Annotated in this window: 15 protein-coding genes; 6 read left to right on the top strand and 9 right to left on the bottom strand. The window is 59.8% G+C overall.

The window, feature by feature from the left end; all coding sequences use genetic code 11:
* Nucleotides 1-174 precede the first annotated feature (174 nt).
* The gene (gene gyrA, locus KGA83_RS14105) at nt 175-2,829 is read right to left on the bottom strand and encodes a DNA gyrase subunit A (RefSeq protein ID WP_108215411.1); all 2,655 of its coding nucleotides are present in this window, start codon (nt 2,827-2,829) and stop codon (nt 175-177) included.
* A 434-nt stretch (nt 2,830-3,263) separates the two neighbouring features.
* Nucleotides 3,264-4,340: an S-methyl-5-thioribose-1-phosphate isomerase gene (mtnA, locus tag KGA83_RS14100; protein WP_108215410.1), complete on the bottom strand. Its 1,077-nt coding sequence runs from the start codon at nt 4,338-4,340 to the stop codon at nt 3,264-3,266.
* 108 nt (nt 4,341-4,448) lie between these two features.
* Here mtnA and KGA83_RS14095 point away from each other — a divergent pair, with 108 nt between their 5' ends.
* The 5 genes from KGA83_RS14095 (at nt 4,449) to KGA83_RS14075 (ending at nt 9,425) form a co-directional block, all read left to right on the top strand.
* Nucleotides 4,449-5,783 (top strand): TRZ/ATZ family hydrolase, encoded by a 1,335-nt coding sequence (locus tag KGA83_RS14095; RefSeq protein WP_108215409.1) that lies wholly within the window; start codon nt 4,449-4,451, stop codon nt 5,781-5,783.
* Nucleotides 5,784-5,840: 57 nt separating this feature from the next.
* Complete coding sequence (gene ubiG, locus KGA83_RS14090; protein WP_204934178.1) at nt 5,841-6,539, top strand: bifunctional 2-polyprenyl-6-hydroxyphenol methylase/3-demethylubiquinol 3-O-methyltransferase UbiG; 699 nt, start codon at nt 5,841-5,843, stop codon at nt 6,537-6,539.
* Between the two features lie 4 nt (nt 6,540-6,543).
* Nucleotides 6,544-7,215 carry an N-acetylmuramic acid 6-phosphate phosphatase MupP gene (mupP, locus tag KGA83_RS14085; protein WP_223529930.1) on the top strand — a complete coding sequence of 224 codons (672 nt, stop codon included), beginning with the start codon at nt 6,544-6,546 and terminating at the stop codon, nt 7,213-7,215.
* A gap of 167 nt (nt 7,216-7,382) precedes the next feature.
* Nucleotides 7,383-8,123 carry a YciK family oxidoreductase gene (locus tag KGA83_RS14080; RefSeq protein WP_007999919.1) on the top strand — a complete coding sequence of 247 codons (741 nt, stop codon included), beginning with the start codon at nt 7,383-7,385 and terminating at the stop codon, nt 8,121-8,123.
* 375 nt (nt 8,124-8,498) lie between these two features.
* Entirely contained in the window at nt 8,499-9,425 is a 927-nt protein-coding gene (locus KGA83_RS14075; RefSeq protein WP_108215407.1) for a GGDEF domain-containing protein, read from the top strand.
* Between the two features lie 136 nt (nt 9,426-9,561).
* Here KGA83_RS14075 and KGA83_RS14070 read toward each other — a convergent pair whose 3' ends face one another.
* The 7 genes from KGA83_RS14070 to KGA83_RS14040 all read right to left on the bottom strand — a co-directional run bounded on the left by KGA83_RS14070 (nt 9,562) and on the right by KGA83_RS14040 (nt 17,441).
* Nucleotides 9,562-10,323: a TenA family transcriptional regulator gene (locus KGA83_RS14070; RefSeq protein ID WP_263292617.1), complete on the bottom strand. Its 762-nt coding sequence runs from the start codon at nt 10,321-10,323 to the stop codon at nt 9,562-9,564.
* Nucleotides 10,324-10,399: 76 nt separating this feature from the next.
* Complete coding sequence (locus tag KGA83_RS14065) at nt 10,400-12,859, bottom strand: EAL domain-containing protein (protein ID WP_108215405.1); 2,460 nt, start codon at nt 12,857-12,859, stop codon at nt 10,400-10,402.
* A gap of 169 nt (nt 12,860-13,028) precedes the next feature.
* Nucleotides 13,029-14,846, bottom strand: coding sequence for an ABC transporter ATP-binding protein (locus tag KGA83_RS14060; protein ID WP_108215404.1), 1,818 nt, complete (start codon nt 14,844-14,846; stop codon nt 13,029-13,031).
* Nucleotides 14,839-15,441 (bottom strand): DsbA family protein, encoded by a 603-nt coding sequence (locus tag KGA83_RS14055; protein WP_177413213.1) that lies wholly within the window; start codon nt 15,439-15,441, stop codon nt 14,839-14,841. The genes KGA83_RS14060 and KGA83_RS14055 overlap by 8 nt, the downstream gene beginning before the upstream one ends.
* A gap of 36 nt (nt 15,442-15,477) precedes the next feature.
* Nucleotides 15,478-16,419: a rhodanese-related sulfurtransferase gene (locus KGA83_RS14050; protein WP_108215402.1), complete on the bottom strand. Its 942-nt coding sequence runs from the start codon at nt 16,417-16,419 to the stop codon at nt 15,478-15,480.
* A 185-nt stretch (nt 16,420-16,604) separates the two neighbouring features.
* The gene (locus KGA83_RS14045; RefSeq protein WP_108215401.1) at nt 16,605-16,904 is read right to left on the bottom strand and encodes a BolA family protein; all 300 of its coding nucleotides are present in this window, start codon (nt 16,902-16,904) and stop codon (nt 16,605-16,607) included.
* 12 nt (nt 16,905-16,916) lie between these two features.
* Nucleotides 16,917-17,441: a DUF2059 domain-containing protein gene (locus KGA83_RS14040; protein ID WP_108215400.1), complete on the bottom strand. Its 525-nt coding sequence runs from the start codon at nt 17,439-17,441 to the stop codon at nt 16,917-16,919.
* Nucleotides 17,442-17,632: 191 nt separating this feature from the next.
* On the opposite strand from KGA83_RS14040, the gene KGA83_RS14035 reads away from it, so the two are divergent.
* On the top strand, nt 17,633-19,027 hold the full coding sequence (locus tag KGA83_RS14035) for a class II fumarate hydratase (RefSeq protein WP_108215399.1): 1,395 nt from the start codon (nt 17,633-17,635) through the stop codon (nt 19,025-19,027).
* Nucleotides 19,028-19,057: the final 30 nt, after the last annotated feature.

Genomic DNA, 19,057 nt, shown 5'->3' with positions numbered 1-19,057 from the left:
ACCCTGTAGGAGCGAGCTTGCTCGCGAAAAACCTGAGAACGCCGCGGGATGCCAGGCCTCCCGCGTAATCGTTAACGTCCATCGCGAGCGAGCTCGCTCCTACAGAAGGGACAAAATTATTCAAAGGGACAAACAACAAGGGGGCGAATTTTCATCCGCCCCCTGCTTACCCGCTTATTCCTGTGGTTCTTCGTCAGCGGCGGCGTCGAGTTGCTGGTCTTCGGCAACGTCGTCGATCACGACTTCACCGACAAATCCTTCACCCTCTTCACCTTCCAGCTCTTCGCCCTCGACTTCCGACGGCTCCTGAACCCGCTCCAGACCGACCAGCGTTTCATCGTTGGCCAGTTTGATCAGGGTCACGCCCTGGGTGTTACGACCCAGGCTGGAGACTTCGTCGACACGGGTACGAACCAAAGTACCCTGGTCGGAAATCAGCATGATTTCTTCGCCATCAAGCACCTGGACCGCGCCGACCAGACGGCCGTTACGCTCGTTGCTGACCATGGCGATAACGCCCTGACCGCCACGCTTGTACTCAGGGAACTCGGTGATCGCGGTGCGCTTGCCGAAACCACGCGCCGAAGCGGTGAGGATCTGGCTGCCTTCTTCCGGGATCAGCATGGAAATCAGCTTCTGGCCTTCCGGCAGACGCATACCGCGGACACCGCGAGCGGTACGGCCCATGGCGCGAACGTCGGTTTCCTTGAAGCGAGTGACCTTGCCACCGTCGGAGAACAGCATGACTTCACGCTCGCCATCGGTGATGGCGGCGGAGATCAATACGTCGCCTTCATCCAGTTCCAACGCGATCAGGCCGACGCTGCGTTGACGGCTGAAGGATTCCAGCGGGGTCTTCTTCACGGTGCCTTTGGCAGTCGCCATGAAGATGAAATGGCCTTCGGTGTATTCCTCGACGGGCAGCATGGTGGTGATGTATTCATCACTGTCCAGCGGCAGCAGGTTGACCAGCGGACGACCACGGGCAGCACGGGACGCTTCAGGTATTTCGTAGGTTTTCAGCCAGTACACCTTGCCCTTGCTGGAGAACAGCAGCAGCGTAGTGTGACTGTTGGCAACCAGCAGGTGAGCGATGTAGTCCTCATCCTTGACGCCGGTTGCCGACTTGCCTTTACCGCCACGACGCTGGGCCTGGTACGCAGCCAGCGGCTGGGTCTTGGCGTAGCCACCGTGGGAAATCGTCACGACGCGTTCTTCTTCCGGGATCATGTCACCCAGGGTCAGGTCGAGACGAGCGTCGAGGATTTCAGTACGACGTACGTCGCCGTACTCGGCGCGAATCACTTCCAGCTCTTCGCGGATCACTTCCATCAGGCGCGTGGCGCTGTTGAGGATGCGGATCAGCTCGCCGATCTGGTTGAGGATCTCTTGATACTCGGCCAGCAGTTTTTCGTGTTCCAGGCCGGTCAGACGGTGCAGACGCAATTCCAGAATGGCTTGCGCCTGTTCTGGCGACAGGAAGTACTTGCCGTCGCGCAGACCGTATTGCGGATCAAGGTTTTCCGGACGGCACGAATCGGCACCGGCACGTTCCACCATCGCCACCACCGCCGAGGATTCCCAAGGGGTGCTGATCAGCGCTTCCTTGGCTTCCGACGGCGTTGGCGATGCCTTGATCAGGGCGATGACCGGGTCGATGTTCGACAGGGCAACCGCTTGACCTTCCAGAATGTGGCCACGTTCGCGCGCTTTACGCAGTTCGAACACGGTACGACGGGTCACCACTTCGCGACGGTGACGAACGAACGCTTCCAGCAGGTCCTTGAGGTTCAGGATCCGCGGACGGCCGTCGATCAGCGCGACGATGTTGATACCGAACACCGCTTGCAGCTGGGTCTGGGCGTAGAGGTTGTTGAGGATCACCTCAGGTACTTCACCGCGACGCAATTCGATCACGACGCGCATACCGTCCTTGTCGGACTCGTCGCGCAGCTCGGTGATGCCTTCAAGCTTCTTCTCTTTGACCAGCTCGGCGATCTTCTCGATCAGACGCGCCTTGTTCAGCTGGTAAGGGAGCTCGGTGATGACGATCTGCTGACGACCACCGACCTTGTCGATGTCTTCGATCATCGAGCGGGCGCGCATGTAAATGCGGCCGCGACCGGTGCGGTAGGCTTCGATGATACCGGCGCGACCGTTGATGATCGCAGCGGTCGGGAAGTCCGGACCAGGGATGTATTGCATCAGTTCATCGACGGTCAGCTCGGGGTTGTCGATGAGCGCCAGGCAACCGTCGATGACTTCACCGAGGTTGTGCGGCGGAATGTTGGTCGCCATGCCCACGGCAATACCGCTGGAGCCGTTGACCAACAGGTTGGGAATACGGGTCGGCATGACCGCCGGGATCATTTCGGTGCCGTCGTAGTTCGGCACCCAGTCCACGGTTTCTTTATGCAGGTCAGCCAGCAGCTCGTGCGCCAGCTTGGTCATGCGCACTTCGGTGTATCGCATGGCCGCGGCGTTGTCGCCGTCCACCGAACCGAAGTTGCCCTGGCCGTCTACCAGCAGGTAGCGCAGGGAGAATGGCTGCGCCATCCGAACGATGGTGTCGTACACCGCGGTATCACCGTGCGGGTGATACTTACCGATCACGTCACCGACAACACGGGCAGATTTCTTGTACGGCTTGTTGAAGTCGTTGCCCAGCTCGCTCATTGCGAACAGCACGCGCCGGTGCACGGGCTTCAAGCCATCGCGCGCATCCGGCAGTGCCCGCCCGACAATTACGCTCATCGCGTAGTCGAGGTAGGACTGCTTCAGCTCGTCTTCGATATTGACCGGGAGGATTTCTTTGGCCAGTTCGCCCATGAGAAGCCTGATTCCTTTTTCTGGTGAAACTTCGTCACATCCATATGGGACGAACGAAGCTCGCCGATGCAGACTGAGTGCCATGCACCGACTTACGACAAATCAACGAGTTATGCCATGGATCTGCGCAGTACGGGCCGCCACTTCGGGCAACCCTGGAAACCGCGGGATGTTATCACAAGAGCCGCCACGCACCTATCCCCCAGATGCGCATGGAGAGTAGTTAGTTGACCGGTGACAGGCTTGAAGGGGACGAGAGGGGCTTAGAGGTGTGATCAACCGGCATTCAACGGTATTTTTCACTTGCAAACACCGACCTGTAGGAGCTGCCGAAGGCTGCGATCTTTTCGGGACCGTTACCGACTTATGCCGGGAAGATCAAAAGATCGCAGCCTTCGGCAGCTCCTACAGGGATTTCGTGCACCCCGAATGATTTAATGCAGACGCTTGCGGCACATCAACTGCGCCATTTTCGCGGTATCCGGGCGCTCGACGATGCCTTTTTCGGTGACGATCGCATCGATCAGGTCCGCCGGCGTCACGTCGAACACCGGGTTAAAGGCATGGACGTCGGCCCCGACGCGCTTGCCGCCAACCTCCAGCAACTCGCGACCATCACGCTCTTCAATCGGGATGTCATCGCCGCTGGCCAGGTTCATGTCGATGGTTGAACTCGGCGCCACCACCATGAAGCGCACGCCGTGGTGCATGGCGTTGACGGCCAGTTGATAGGTGCCGATCTTGTTGGCCACGTCGCCATTGGCGGTGATCCGGTCAGCGCCGACGATGACCCAGGTAGGGCCTTTGGTCTTCATGATATGCGCAGCGGCGGAATCGACATTGAGGGTCACGGGAATGCCTTCATTGGCCAGTTCCCACGCGGTCAGCCGCGAGCCCTGCAACCATGGGCGGGTTTCGTCGACATAGACCTGCTCGACCATGCCCTCGATGAATGCGCCACGAATCACCCCCAGCGCGGTGCCAAAGCCGCCCGTGGCCAGCGCGCCGGTGTTGCAGTGGGTCAGGATCGCCTGGGCGTTGCCCTGATGCTTGCGGATCAGGTCCACACCCAGTTGCGCCATGGTCAGGTTGGCTTCGCGATCACTTTCATGAATGGCGATGGCCTCGGCCTCCAGCGCCGCCAGCGGATCGGCATTGTCTTTCAGGCGATCGAGCCGGTCGTGCATGCGACCCAGCGCCCAGAACAGGTTGACGGCGGTAGGACGGGAATCGGCCAACAGCATGAAATCTTCTTCCAGCGCAGCGTACCAGTCGCCACCTTCGGCAATCCGGGCACGAGCCGCCAGTACGATGCCATAAGCCGCACTGATACCAATCGCCGGCGCACCGCGCACCACCATCGAGCGAATGGCCTCGGCTACGCCAGCAGCACTGGTGTAGGCAATCCAGGTTTCCTCGAACGGCAAAATACGCTGATCCAGCAGATGAAGAGCGCCATCACGCCAATCGATGGCCTTTACCTTTTCCGCAGCCAACAGTCGATCGCGCATCCCTCACCCCGCACTCATGAACAAAAGCCGCCGATTATAGCGATCCCCCCGCGAAGACGCTCGGGTATACTTCGCCATCCTATACAAAAGCACTGGAACCCACCTTCGATGCCGAACACTGCCGCTGCGCTCGACCTGTTATTGCTGCCGACCTGGCTGGTACCCGTCGAACCCGCTGGTGTTGTCCTCAAGGAACATGGCGTGGGCATCCGTGATGGACGCATCGTGTTTATCGGCCCACGTTCTGCCGCACTGAAGCTTAACGCAACCGAAATCCGTGAATTGCCCGACATGTTGCTCAGCCCCGGTCTGATCAATGCCCACGGGCACGCGGCGATGACACTGTTCCGTGGCCTGGCCGATGACCTGCCATTGATGACCTGGCTGGAAAACCATATCTGGCCCGCCGAGGCCAAATGGGTCGATGAAGATTTCGTGCGCGACGGCACCGACCTTGCCATCGCCGAGCAAATCAAAGGCGGCATCACCTGTTTCTCTGACATGTACTTCTTCCCGAAGATTGCCAGCGAGCGCGTGCACAACAGTGGCATTCGCGCACAAATCGCGATTCCGATCCTCGATTTCCCGATTCCTGGCGCTGGTACGGCGGACGAAGCCATCCGTCAGGGCGTTGAGCTGTTTGGCGATTTCAAGCACCACGAACGCATCAAAATCACCTTCGGCCCCCATGCCCCCTACACCGTAGGCGACGAAAACCTGGAAAAAATCCGGATGATCGCCGAGGAACTGGACGCTTCGATCCACATGCACGTGCATGAAACCGCCTTCGAAGTACAACAATCAGTCGAACAGCGCGGTGAACGACCACTGGCCCGACTGGCGCGCCTGGGTTTGCTGGGGCCGCGCTTCCAGGCGGTTCACATGACCCAGATCAGCGAGGAAGACCTGGCACTGCTGGTAGAAAGCAACAGCAGTGTGATTCATTGCCCGGAGTCGAACCTGAAGCTGGCCAGCGGGTTCTGCCCGGTCGAGCGTTTGTGGCAGGCTGGGGTCAATGTCGCGGTCGGCACCGATGGCGCAGCCAGCAACAATGACCTGGACCTGCTCGGCGAAACCCGCACCGCGGCCTTGCTGGCCAAGGCTGTCGCTGGCTCGGCTACCGCGCTGGACGCCCATCGTGCCTTGCGCATGGCCACCCTCAACGGAGCCCGGGCACTGGGTATCGAGGCCGAAACCGGCTCACTGGAAATCGGCAAAGCCGCGGACATGGTCGCGTTCGACCTCTCCGGCCTGGCCCAGCAACCGGTCTACGATCCGGTTTCGCAGCTTATATACGCCACCGGGCGGGACTGCGTGAAACACCTTTGGGTTGCCGGCAAGCAGCTACTCGACGACCGTCGCCTGACACGCCTGGATGAACAACAGCTTGGCACTGTCGCGAGGGCCTGGGGCCAGCGCATCAGCGGCCGTACCGAATCGTAAGCCCCCTGGAGCACAACCCGGGGCAACAGGATTTTTCAAGTTTTAGAGGACTAGACCATGAGCAACGTCGACTACGCCGAAATCGCCAAATTCGAGGCCCTGGCCCATCGCTGGTGGGACCGCGAAAGCGAATTCAAACCGCTGCACGATATCAACCCGCTGCGAGTCAACTGGATCGACGAACGCGTCAACCTGGCCGGCAAGAAGGCCCTCGACGTCGGTTGCGGCGGCGGCATCCTCAGCGAAGCCATGGCTCAGCGCGGCGCGACCGTGATGGGTATCGACATGGGTGAAGCGCCGTTGGCGGTCGCGCAGTTGCATCAGCTGGAGTCGGGCGTCAACGTCGAATACCGGCAGATCACCGCCGAAGCCCTGGCCGAGGAAATGCCCGAGCAGTTCGACGTGGTCACCTGCCTGGAAATGCTCGAGCACGTGCCGGACCCTTCGTCGGTCATCCGCGCCTGCTTCCGCATGGTCAAGCCCGGCGGCCAGGTGTTCTTCTCCACCATCAACCGCAACCCGAAAGCGTATCTGTTCGCCATCGTCGGCGCCGAATACATCATGAAGTTGCTGCCGCGCGGCACCCACGACTTCAAGAAATTCATCCGCCCGTCCGAACTCGGCGCCTGGAGCCGCATGGCCGGCCTGACCGTCAAGGACATCATCGGCCTGACCTACAACCCGCTGACCAAGCACTACAAACTGGCGGCCGACGTGGACGTCAACTACATGATCCAGACCCTGCGCGAGGAGTAAGCCGATGCCAATCAGAGCAGTTCTTTTCGACATGGACGGCACCCTGCTCGACACCGCGCCGGACTTCATTGCGATCTGCCAGGCGATGCGTGCCGACCGCGGCTTGCCACCCATGAACGACAAGCATATCCGCGACGAGATTTCCGGCGGCGCCCGCGCAATGGTCGCAGTGACCTTCGCCATGGACCCGGAATCGCCGGGGTTCGAAGCGTTGCGCCTGGAGTTCCTGGAGCGCTACCTCGTGGGTTGCGCCGTTCATAGCAAGCTGTTCGACGGCATGGCTCAATTGCTCGCCGACATCGAAAAAGCCAACCTGGTCTGGGGCGTGGTCACCAACAAGCCACTGCGATTCGCCGAGCGGATCATGCAACAGCTGGGGCTGGCCGAGCGATCGGCACTGCTGATCTGCCCCGATCACGTGAAAAACAGCAAACCGGATCCCGAGCCGCTGATTCTGGCCTGCAAGATGCTCGACCTGGACCCGGCCAGCGTGCTGTTCGTAGGTGATGACTTGCGCGACATCGAATCGGGCCGCGATGCCGGCACCAAGACTGCTGCGGTGACCTTCGGCTATATCCACCCGGATGACAACCCGCGGCATTGGGGTGCAGATGTGGTGGTCGATCATCCGCTGGAGTTGCGCAAGGTGCTCGATAGCGCGCTGTGCAGCTGCTAAGTCGAATCGCTTTTTTGTAGGAGCGAGCTTGCTCGCGAAAAACCTGAGAACGCCGCTGGGTGTCAGGCTTTACGCGTAATCGTTGACGACCATCGTCGGAACGCCGCCCGGAGCAAGCTCGCTCCTACAAGGGCAGCGCCTGTCTTCTGATTTGTTGAGGTTTTTTTATGTTTGATTATTCCGCCCGCCCCGAACTGCTCAAGGATCGGGTCATTCTGGTCACCGGTGCAGGACGTGGTATTGGCGCCGCAGCGGCAAAAACCTACGCGGCCCACGGCGCAACCGTGCTGCTGCTGGGCAAGACCGAAGCTAATCTGACCCAGGTCTACGACGAAATCGAAGCCGCCGGCCATCCACAACCGGCAGTCATCCCCTTCAACCTCGAAACCGCCCTGCCCCATCAATACGATGAGCTAGCGGCGATGATCGAAAGCGAATTCGGGCATCTCGACGGCCTGCTGCACAATGCTTCGATCATCGGCCCGCGCACGCCGATCGAGCAGTTGTCCGGCGAAAACTTCATGCGGGTCATGCAAGTCAACGTCAATGCCATGTTCATGCTCACCAGCACTCTGCTGCCGCTGCTCAAGCTGTCGCAAGATGCTTCGGTGGTGTTCACGTCCAGCAGCGTCGGCCGCAAGGGACGTGCGTACTGGGGCGCTTACGGCGTCTCAAAATTCGCCACTGAAGGCCTGATGCAAACCCTGGCCGACGAAGTCGATACCGTGGCCCCGGTACGCTCCAACAGCATCAACCCGGGCGCTACCCGCACCAGCATGCGCGCCCAGGCTTACCCGGGCGAAAATCCGCTGAACAACCCGACGCCCGAGGAGATCATGCCGGTCTACCTTTACCTGATGGGCCCGGACAGCACCGGTATCAACGGCCAGGCGTTCAACGCCCAGTAGCGACCGTACGTCGCTTTTAAGTGCCGCGCCAGCTTACTGTCGCGGCACTCGAAGGCTCCCGGACTCGAGCCAGGCACCTGTCAAACAAACGTCACACGCTGTGCTACACAGGCAACAAAAAAACAACAATCCGTTGATTTAACACAGCTTTTACTCAGATGAACCAAATGGCACGACTTTCGCTCCAAGTTTGCTCAGACACGAAACGTGAAAGCAGACGGGACGAAGCTTGAGTGCGGCGATTACTTATCTCCTACAAAGCAGATTAAACTTGTACGAAATGTCCTACGGGACTGACGGACCAGTACGACGCGCAGCCTAAGCCGCTCTCACCCTGCTTGTAAGACAGCCTTACCGCTTAGGGGCGCACACCTTATGAAACCACCTTCCCAGACCAACGCAATTGACTTCGATAGCGCCAAATTGCAGCGCCTGGGCTTTGGTCAGCAGCCGCCTCCTCTGACAAGGCCTGTCAGTCTTGCACAATTGCGCCAGCAACTGAGCCTGCAGCTGCAAACCAGTCTGGAACCGCAACGCATTCTTGGGACGTTCTATCGCGAGATTCAGCGATTGGTGCCGCTGGACGCTTTGTGCTACCTGCACAAGAGCAGTGACTTGCGTCTGGAGTTCGGCCAACGCGGCCACCATTCCATCAGTTACAGCCTCAGCCACGAAGGCGAACACCTGGGTGAGCTGATTTTCCGCCGCAATCAGCGTTTCAGCGAACAGGAACAGGGCAATCTCGAATCACTGCTGGCCGCGCTGCTTTTCCCGATGCGCAACGCGCTGCTTTACCGTACCGCCACCCAATGCGCACTGCGCGACCCGCTGACGGGCACCGGCAACCGAATCGCCATGGACCAGACGTTGCAAAGGGAAATCGAGCTATCCAGGCGCCATCTGCAACCGTTATCGGTGTTGATGCTGGACATCGATCATTTCAAGCAGGTCAATGACACCCACGGCCACAGCACAGGCGATGACGTGCTCAAGGCGGTCGCTGCCTCGATCAAAAACCAGCTGCGCAACGTGGACATGGTGTTTCGCTATGGCGGTGAAGAGTTCCTGATCCTGCTGTCGAACACCAGCCGTGAGGCGGCGGCCATGGTCGGCGAGCGGCTGCGTTTTGCAGTGCAGTCGCAAGAGTACCTGGCCGATAGTCATATGATCGTACTGACAGTCAGCCTCGGCTGTTCGACACTGTTACCCGGCGAGTCTGCCGAAAGCCTGTTGCGACGGGCAGACAGCGCATTGTATGTAGCCAAGCGCGAAGGTCGTAACCGACTGAAGATGGCGGGCTGAGTCATTAGCCGCGACACAAGACAATGTGGGAGCGAGCCTGCTCGCGAATGGGATCTGACCTTCAACGATGATGTTGACTGACAGTCCGAATTCGCGAGCAGGCTCGCTCCCACAGTTTTTTCAAGCAGCGATTGAATCAGCCTTCAGCCAGTGCCATCCGCTCACGCGCGACCGGCGCTCTTTCTGCGTGCTCCAACTGCATGCAACGTTCGAGAAACAGGTACATGTAGTCGTAGCTCTTGCACACAGCCTGGCGCAACTCCACCTGCAGGGACTTGCTCGGGTTGGTGCCTGCCAATGTGCAGATGATTTCCAGGGCTTCCCAAGGATGGGCATCGTCGTACTGGGCATGCATCTTCAGCCACTTCATCGCCCGCTTGCGATCCTCCTCGGGGAACGAGGTGGCGTAGATGCCGTTGGAACAGACTACCGCCGACCATTCCCCGGTCGCCCCTTCGATGGCGTAGTTGGTGGCGGCAATCGCAACGATCAGCGAGTCGGCTGAACTGGTATGCCAGCACCAATGACTCAAGGCATGAAGCTCCGGTGCAACCTGCTGCGCCTGAAGGTCTTCCAGGCTGACACCGTGCGCGCGGCTCCAGTGCACCCAGTAATCGGCGTGGTTCAATTCGACGCGGATATTACGCATCAGCCAGCGACGGGCCATGTCTTCGCCGGGATGACGGGCAAAGCGTGTCTTGGTGAGGTTTTGTGCCATATACAACGCGAACTGTTCGACCACCGGCCAGCCACCGATCAGGTATTGGCGCATGGTCTTTGCACTGAGTTTGTTGTCTCGCATGCGTTGGTACAGTTCGTGTTCGACAACCCGGCGCTTGCTCTCGCTGCAATCCTGGATCAGGCGTTGAGCCCAGGCAGGGTAACTTGCAGCTTCCATGAGCGGTCCGGTTCGGTTGAATGTGTCGATCACTGTCGAGCTCCTTTTGATTGTGATTGTAAGACCGGCAGGAGTTTCAACGGAACGTGCCAGGGGCCTTGAACAACAGCGGCTGAGGCCTGGCGGGACGACTTAGCAGGCTATCAAAGGTAAACAAATGCGGGCGTTCAATCACATACCCTTGAGCGTAATCCACCCCAATCTCCAGCAATGCCTGCTCGATCTGGGGCGTTTCGACAAACTCGGCAATCGTGCGCTTACCCATGACATGACCGATGTGATTGATCACTTCGACCATGGCGCGGTTGATCGGGTCGTCCAGCATATCCTTTACGAAACTCCCATCGATCTTCAGGAAGTCTACAGGCAAATGTTTCAGGTACGCGAATGAGGACATTCCGGCACAAAAATCATCCAGTGAAAAATAGCATCCTAAGCCTTTGAGTTCATTAATGAATCGAATGGCGCTGCCAAGATTTGAAATAGCACTGGTTTCAGTAATTTCAAAACAAATCATTTCAGGCGGAATCGAATACGTCACAAACTGTTCGCGCAGGAAGTCCAGGAACGCCTCATCCCCGATCGTCGTGCCTGACAGATTGATCGCACACATGGCCAGCGGCCCACGGTGTGGCTCGGCCCGGCATTGGGCAATGATCTTGAACACATTCTGCACAACCCAACGATCCAGCGAACTCATCAGGCCATAGCGTTCAGCTGCCGGAATGAAGCTGTCGGGCAAGATCATCCGCCCGGCTTCGTCATGCAATCGCAGCAGAATCTCAATGTGCCCGCCGCCCCGTTCGACATGACCCAAGGGGGCAATTTCCTGGGCGTACAGGCAGAAGCGGTCCTCCTCCAGCGCCATGTGCAAACGCTGCACCCAGGCCATTTCACCGAAGCGCAGGGACAATTCCGAGTCATCCGGATGATAGACCTGGACCCGGTTCCGGCCCTTTTCCTTGGCCATGTAGCACGCCATGTCGGCAGCACGCAGCGAGGCTTCGAGCGTCGTCGGATTCTGCGCAACATGGACCAGCCCGATACTGACAGTGGTCACGAAAGGCCGGCCCTTCCAGACAAAATGCAGATTCTGCACCGTCTGACGCAGGCTCTCGGCAATTTTCTCCGCCGCTTCCAGTGCGCAGTTTTCCAGCAGGATACCGAACTCGTCGCCGCCAAGGCGCGCCAGGGTATCGCCTTCGCGCAACCCGGATTGCAACAAGGCACAGATATGCCGCAACAGTTCGTCGCCCGCCGCGTGACCGCAGGTATCGTTGACCAGCTTGAACTGATCCAGATCGAGGAACATCAGGGCATGGCGACCCGAATGGCGGGTCAGGTTGTGCAGCGCCTGTTCCAGGCGATATTCGAATTCGCGGCGGTTGGCAAGCCCGGTCAAGGCGTCGTGGGTCGCCTGCCACGACAGATTGGCGATGTATTGCCGCTCCTGGGTCATGTCATGCAGCACCAGCACCGTTCCGCTGACTTTGCCGGCATTGCGGATCGGCGCCCCCACCAGCGTGACCGACACCGTGCTGCCGTCCAGGCGTTGAATCAACTTGGAGTGCTCACTGCCGCCACTGAGTTGGCCGCTCAGAATATGCTCGATCAGGGTGAAACCGTCGGTCTGTGCATTTTCATCCAGCAGGTTGAACAGCGCCGCCAGCGGCAACCCTGTCGCCTGCTCGGCCTTCCAGTGGGTCAATGCCTCGGCCGCCGGATTCATGTAGGCAATCGCACCGGAAACATCCGTGGTGATCACGCCGTCGCCAATCGATTGCAGAGTGATCTGCGCCCGCTCTTTCTCCAGTTGCAGCGCATCGGCGAAGGCATGGCGCTGTTTGAGCAGTTTATGGGTACGCATCAAGGCCAATACAATCAAGCCCAGGGCGGTGGCAAGGTTGATCACCAGCAACAGTCGCAGGATCATCCGCGAGCCTTCGCCCAAGGCATCGCTGAAGGCCTTCGCCGCCGGTGTCACACTTTCGTTGATGACGAAAATCTGATCCTTCCAGCGTTTGATATCGGCATCGGTGGCCTGTCTGGTGGTGATGCGCTGATGCATCTCCCGCGCAATGGCATCGAGTTGCACCAGATACGCGTCGCCCACCATCCAAAGGTCGATGGCTTTCTCGTGGTAACTGAAGTGCCGGAAATTCAGGTACAGCCAGATCACACTGGTGATGTCATCCGGATGGTTGCCGCCCTTGAGGATCGCCACACGTGCCGCCTCGATGTTCGGCGGCCGATGATCCAGCGCCACACGCAATTCATGCCCACCCTGAGGCACGGAAATGGCGTTCTGGTATTTATGAAAAATCGCTTCGTCGCCGTTGTCGGCGTAGAGATTGAGGTAGTAGATGGCGTCTTTCTGGCCCTTGGACCACAGGCTCTCACCGGCGACATAACCGCGAACAGCCGACAGTACATAAAGGCTGACACCGCCCAAGAGGGCCTGAAACACCACAACGGCGATAAATGGCCAGACGATGCCCAACAGCCGTGGCGTTCCGAGAGTCCGCTTTTGATTCATGAGGTCCCTTGTATTAGCACTGCTTGCTCGTCTTCCGGACGAAATCGCTACAGCTAGACTAGGTTGCGATCCCGGTCCCGGCAAGCGACAAGCTTTGCCTGGGGGGAACATCGCGGCCGCTGTATTCGGTCGCGATCATGTTTTTTTATCGTAGTGAATCGGCGGCTCGCTACAACTGCTGCAAATGCCCATACAGCTTGGCGTATAACCCACCATCGGCAATCAACTGCTGATGGTCGCCATCCTCGGCAACCTGCCCACCATCGAACACCAGCACCCGGTCGGCCTGCTTCACGGCCGACAACCGGTGCGCAATGATCAACGTGGTGCGGTTGCTCAGGAACCGCGCCAGTGCCTGGTGCAGGTTGTATTCGGTGGCGGCATCGAGCGCGGAGGTGGCTTCGTCGAGGATCACCACCTTGGGCTCGGCCAGGACCATCCGGGCGATGGCCAGGCGTTGGCGCTGCCCGCCGGACAAACGCACGCCGGAGCGACCGACGATGCTGTCCAGGCCATTGGGCAAATCCCGGACCGTAGCGTGCAACTGGGCGATTTCCAGTGCCTGCCAGCAGGCCTCGTCACTGCGTTCGCGGCCCATGGTCAGGTTGGCGCGGATGGTGTCGTTGAACAGCGCCGGATGTTGCAGGACCACGGCAACATTTTCCCGCACGGTTTCCAGGCCGATCTCTTGCTGGGTTGAACCACCGAAGCGAATGGTGCCGGCCAACGGCGTATACAAGCCCAGCAGCAGTTGCACCAGCGTGCTCTTGCCACCGCCACTGGCACCGACGATCGCGACCTTTTCGCCGGGGGCGATGGACAGGTTCATCCGGTTCAACACCAGTTCATCACCGTAGCCGAAACTCAACCCCTGTACTTCCAGCCCGACCGTCTCGCGACCACTGAACGGGTCGACTCCACCCGAGTACTCGGGCTCATCGTCACGGGACAGCAGTTCGTTGATCCGCGACAGCGCACCATCGGCTGCGTAGTAGGCATATTGCAGGTTCAGCAGTTGTTCCACCGGACCGATCATGAACCACAGGTAGCTGAACACCGCGAGCATCTGGCCGATTGAAAGGTCGGAAAACAGTACGGTAAGCATCGCCGCGGCACGGAAAATATCGATGCCGAACTGGAACAGCAAGCCGCTGGCGCGGTTCGACGCATCGGTTTTCCATTGCGAGTTCACCGCATAGTCGCGCACGTCCCGGGCGCGCTGCCCCAAGCGACCAAGGAAAAACCCCTGGCGGTTACCGGCGCGAACTTCCTGGATCGCATCCAGCGTTTCGGTCAGCGCCTGGGTGAAGCGCGAAGTGCTGTCGTTCTCGAGTTTCTTCAGGTGTTTGACCCGCTTGCCCAACTGCACCGTGGCGTAGATCACCAGGGGGTTGAACAGCAGGATCAGCAGCGCGAGTTTCCAGTGCATCCACATCAGGATGGAGGCGGTGCCCACCAGGGTCAGCATGGCCACGAGGAAACGGCTGAGGGTTTCACCGACGAACTTGTCCAGGGTGTCCAGGTCGGTGACCAGATGCGTGGTCACCGAGCCGCTGCCCAGGCTTTCGTATTCACCCAGCGAGATACGCTTGAGCCGTTCGATCAGGCGTATGCGAATGCGATAGACGATGTCCTTGGCCAGTCCGGCGAACAATTTCGCCTGCACTACGTTGAACATCAACGCCGCGCAGCGCAGGGTCAGAGTCACCAGCAGCATCAGGCCGATGTAGCCCGTGGCTTTCTGCCAGCCTTCAGGCAGCGCGAGGTTCATGATCTTCAGCGCCGCATCACCGTGCCCCAGCAACACCTCGTCCACCAGCAATGGCAGGAGCAAGGGAATCGGCACGCTGCACAAGGTCGCCAGCACGGCCACGCCGTTGGCGATCCACAGGGATTTCTTGTGATGCAGGGCCAGGCGACGGATTTCCGCCCAGCTCAGACGGTCGACACGTTTAGCGGGTGCAACATCATCGGGCAGGTCATGCACAGGCAGCACGCTCCAGCCAGCGGCCGAGCAGCGCAGACAACTCGCTCAATGGCTGATAGCCGTTGGTCAACAGCGCCAGTTGGCCGTTACGCTCAGCCAGCAGGGTGGGGAAACCGGCAATGCCCAGGTCCTGGACCCAGGTGAAATCAGCTGCCGTCGCGGTGTGCATATCGGCGCGGTCAAACGCGGCGGCGAATTCGATGCGCGGCAGACCGGCCTGTTCGGCCAGTTCCACCAGAACGCTGGCGCGGGTGACGTCGCGTCCTTCGGCATAAAATGCGTGCTGAATCAGCCCGAGCAGTTTCCAGGCACAATCCGGCGCCAGTGTGCGCGCCGTCACCAGTGCCCGGCAGGCAGGCTCGGTATCGTAGACAAAGCCATCGGGTAATGCGCCTTCAAGCTTGAAGGGCTGGCCGGTGGCCTCGGTGACCGCCTGCCAGTGCTCAAGGATATAGCGCCGGGTACTCGGCTCCAGCGCGGCACCACTGCCAGTGCGCAGACCGCCCACAATCAGGTGCACGTCCACGCCTGCGGCTTGCGCCTGCTCGACCAGTGCGTTGGCCACCGGGGCAAACCCCCAGCACCAGGAACACATCGGGTCCATCACATAGAGCAGGCGCGCAGACATGGTTCAGGCCTCGGAAGATGCTTGCTTGTAGTTGTAGCCGATCGGGTGAGGCTGGTTTCGAGCCTTGGCCAGCTCGATCTGCTTCTGCCGGTCGATCGCACTGCGACGGGTCTTCTCACTCAGCTTATCCCAGCAATGCGGGCAGCTGATGCCGGCCACGTAATGCTCGGACGCGCGGTCTTCCACGCTGACCGGCGTGCGGCAGGCATGACATTGATCGTAGTCGCCTTCGCTGAGGTCGTGACGAACGGTCACGCGGTTGTCGAACACGAAGCAGTCGCCCTGCCACTTGGTTTCTTCCTGCGGCACCTCTTCGAGGTACTTCAGGATGCCGCCCTTGAGGTGAAAGACCTCACCGTAGCCCTCGCTGAGCATGTAGCTCGAGGCCTTCTCGCAGCGGATGCCGCCGGTGCAGAACATCGCGACCTTCTTGTGCACGGCCGGGTCGAAGTTGGCTTTGATGTAATCGGGAAATTCGCGAAAACTGGTGGTTTTCGGGTCGATGGCGCCTTCGAAGGTACCGATCGAGACTTCGTAATCGTTACGGGTGTCGATCAACAGCACTTCGGGATCGCTGATCAGCGCGTTCCAGTCCTGCGGATCGACGTAGGTGCCGACCTTTTTGTTCGGGTCCACGCCATCCACGCCGAGGGTGACGATTTCTTTCTTGAGTTTGACTTTGGTGCGATAGAACGGCTGATCGTCGCAGTACGACTCTTTGTGATCGATGTCGTCCATTCGCGGGTCGTTCTTGAGCCAGGCCATCAGCCCGTCGATGCCTTCGCGGCTGCCGGACACGGTGCCGTTGATGCCTTCTTCGGCGATCAGCAGCGTGCCTTTGATGCCGTTGTCGACCATCGCCTGCAGCAGGGGCTCGCGCAGGGCGACGTAATCTTCCAGGGTGACGAACTTATACAGTGCCGCCACGACAATCTGTTGTGTCATGGGTAAATCTCCAGGTGGCTACCCTCGTAAGGGGTGAACCGGATGCGAAAAAAAACGCGCCGAGGGAGCGGCGCGTTGCGTAGTCTAACAAATATTTGTAGGAGCTGGCTTGTCGGGTCGCCGCATCGCAGCGAAGGCGTCCTCGAGATCGCTTTCGCTGGCAAGCCAGCTCCTACAGGGCAGCGTTAGTGCTTGCTGCCGCCGGCACAGGTCGGCGAGGCCGGGGCCGCGTCGATCTGTGCCCATTCGTCTGGCGTGTAGGTATGCAGCGCCAACGCATGGAACTCGCCCATCAGCTCGCCGAGCGTGCCGTAGACCTTCTGGTGGCGCTTGACCCGGTTCAGGCCTTCGAACTGCGCGCTGACCACCACAGCCTTGAAATGGGTCGAAAGCCCACGGCTGTGCATATGGCTCTCATCCAGCACTTGCAGATGCTCGGGCTGAAGCAGGGCCAGTGTCGATTCGATGCGTTGTTGCATGGTCATACCGAACTCCGCTTAAGGCTTTTTCTTGGCTGGCGCAGCCGCGTCTTTCGGCGTCAGTTCGGCGGTCATGTCAGCCAACAGCTTGTTGACCACCGGCACCGCGCTTTCCAGCTTGGCCTGGGTCATCTGGGCCGATTGCTGGGTCAGCTGGGGCATTTTTTCCAGGACTTTCTTGCCCAGTGGCGACTGGTAGAACGCAACCAGGTCCTTGAGCTCGGACTCGGTGAAGTTGGTGGTGTAGAGCTTGATCATGTCCGGCTTGAGCTTGTTCCAGCCAATGGCCTGGTCCAGAGCGGCGTTGGCCTTGGCCTGGTAAGTTTCCAGCACGGCTTTTTTCGACTCAGGGGCTTTGGTCTGTTCGAAACGCTGGGCAAACATCTGCTGTACTTGCATGTACACCGGGGTGCCCAGTTTGTCAGCGTGCGCCATGGTCAGGAAAGCCTCGGCACTGGCGTTATGGCTGGCGGTGTCGGCAAGAACCTGGCCGCTGGCGCAGACCAAAGCAACGGCGGTACAGATGGCACGAAGACGAGTCATCGAGTTTCCTTATCTAGCTGGCGAGGTAAGACCCCAAGGGCGTCCATTCTGCGCCTAAAAAAGTCTGTCGCTCAACCCCAAGCCTTGTCGCACCTGATTTAGAGGGGTTGAATGGTCAAATTCAGACTAATGGAACCACGGCCGTCGATCACGGCCTAAACTGCGCAATCGGACCTACAGGAGTGAGCAAGATGAGCCGTATCGAAACCGACAGCCTCGGCGAGGTTGAAGTCCCGGATGAAGCCTACTGGGGCGCTCAGACGCAACGCTCGCTGATCAACTTCGCCATTGGCAACGAACGCATGCCGCTGGCGGTGTTGCATGCCCTGGCGCTGATCAAGAAAGCCGCGGCACGGGTCAACGATCGCAACGGCGACGTGCCCGCCGACATCGCCCGCCTGATCGAGCAGGCAGCCGACGAAGTGCTCGGCGGCGACCACGACGACCAGTTTCCGCTGGTGGTATGGCAAACCGGCAGTGGCACCCAGAGCAACATGAACGTCAACGAAGTGATCGCCGGTCGCGCCAACGAGCTGGCGGGCAACCCGCGCGGCGGCAAGTCCCCGGTGCACCCCAACGATCACGTCAATCGCTCCCAGAGTTCCAACGACTGCTTCCCCACTGCCATGCACATCGCCGCCGTCCAGGCGGTGCAACAGCACTTGCTGCCGGCGATCAGCGAACTGTCCGGCGGGCTGGCCGAGCTGTCCGCCCGCCATATGAAACTGGTCAAGACCGGCCGCACCCACATGATGGATGCGACTCCGATCAGCTTCGGTCAGGAAATCTCGGCGTTCATCGCGCAACTCGATTACGCCGAGCGGGCGATCCGCAGCGCACTGCCCGCGGTCTGCGAGCTGGCCCAGGGCGGAACGGCCGTCGGCACCGGGCTCAATTCACCCCACGGCTTCGGTGAGGCCATCGCCGCAGAATTGGCCGCCCTCTCCGGCTTGCCGTTTATCACCGCACCGAACAAGTTCGCCGCACTGGCCGGCCATGAGCCGCTGACCACGCTGTCGGGCGCGCTGAAAACCCTCGCCGTGACCCTGATGAAGATCGCCAACGATCTGCGCCTGCTGGGTTCCGGTCCGCGCGCCGGCTTCGCCGAAGTCAGGCTGCCGGCCAATGAACCGGGTAGTTCGATCATGCCGGGCAAGGTCAACCCGACCCAGTGCGAAGCCTTGTCGATGCTGGCCTGCCAGGTGTTGGGCAACGACGTCGCCATCGGCTTTGCCGCCAGTCAGGGCCACTTGCAGCTGAACGTGTTCAAACCGGTGATCATCCATAACCTGCTGCAATCGATCCGTTTGCTGGGTGATGGCTGCAGCAACTTCCAGCAGCACTGCGTGGCCGGTCTGGAGCCTGATGCGCAAAAGATGGCTGAACACCTGGAGCGAGGCCTGATGCTGGTGACGGCGCTCAACCCGCACATTGGCTATGACAAATCGGCGCAGATCGCCAAGAAGGCCTACAGCGAAGGGCTGACCTTGCGCGAGGCGGCGTTGCAGCTCGGGTATCTGACTGACGAAGAGTTCGATGCGTGGGTGAGGCCGGAGAACATGCTGGAGGCTGGGGCCAAGGGCTGAGTTTTGCGGTGATTGAAAGTCCGTCTTCGC

Origin of the sequence: Pseudomonas sp. GL-R-19, from assembly GCF_019956375.1 — a bacterium.
Taxonomy (GTDB): Bacteria; Pseudomonadota; Gammaproteobacteria; order Pseudomonadales; family Pseudomonadaceae; genus Aquipseudomonas.
This window is presented reverse-complemented; position numbering and strand designations above follow the sequence as displayed.

Excerpts from the sequence above, each read along its gene's own strand:
- KGA83_RS14075 (WP_108215407.1), top strand. The coding sequence starts at position 8,499 with ATGAAACCACCTTCCCAGACCAACGCAATTGACTTCGATAGCGCCAAA.
- KGA83_RS14055 (WP_177413213.1), bottom strand. The coding sequence starts at position 15,441 with ATGTGTTCCTGGTGCTGGGGGTTTGCCCCGGTGGCCAACGCACTGGTC.
- KGA83_RS14050 (WP_108215402.1), bottom strand. The coding sequence starts at position 16,419 with ATGACACAACAGATTGTCGTGGCGGCACTGTATAAGTTCGTCACCCTG.
- mupP (WP_223529930.1), top strand. The coding sequence starts at position 6,544 with ATGCCAATCAGAGCAGTTCTTTTCGACATGGACGGCACCCTGCTCGAC.
- KGA83_RS14040 (WP_108215400.1), bottom strand. The coding sequence starts at position 17,441 with ATGACTCGTCTTCGTGCCATCTGTACCGCCGTTGCTTTGGTCTGCGCC.
- KGA83_RS14065 (WP_108215405.1), bottom strand. The coding sequence starts at position 12,859 with ATGAATCAAAAGCGGACTCTCGGAACGCCACGGCTGTTGGGCATCGTC.
- KGA83_RS14070 (WP_263292617.1), bottom strand. The coding sequence starts at position 10,323 with ATGGAAGCTGCAAGTTACCCTGCCTGGGCTCAACGCCTGATCCAGGAT.
- KGA83_RS14095 (WP_108215409.1), top strand. The coding sequence starts at position 4,449 with ATGCCGAACACTGCCGCTGCGCTCGACCTGTTATTGCTGCCGACCTGG.
- KGA83_RS14080 (WP_007999919.1), top strand. The coding sequence starts at position 7,383 with ATGTTTGATTATTCCGCCCGCCCCGAACTGCTCAAGGATCGGGTCATT.
- ubiG (WP_204934178.1), top strand. The coding sequence starts at position 5,841 with ATGAGCAACGTCGACTACGCCGAAATCGCCAAATTCGAGGCCCTGGCC.
- gyrA (WP_108215411.1), bottom strand. The coding sequence starts at position 2,829 with ATGGGCGAACTGGCCAAAGAAATCCTCCCGGTCAATATCGAAGACGAG.
- KGA83_RS14045 (WP_108215401.1), bottom strand. The coding sequence starts at position 16,904 with ATGACCATGCAACAACGCATCGAATCGACACTGGCCCTGCTTCAGCCC.
- mtnA (WP_108215410.1), bottom strand. The coding sequence starts at position 4,340 with ATGCGCGATCGACTGTTGGCTGCGGAAAAGGTAAAGGCCATCGATTGG.
- KGA83_RS14035 (WP_108215399.1), top strand. The coding sequence starts at position 17,633 with ATGAGCCGTATCGAAACCGACAGCCTCGGCGAGGTTGAAGTCCCGGAT.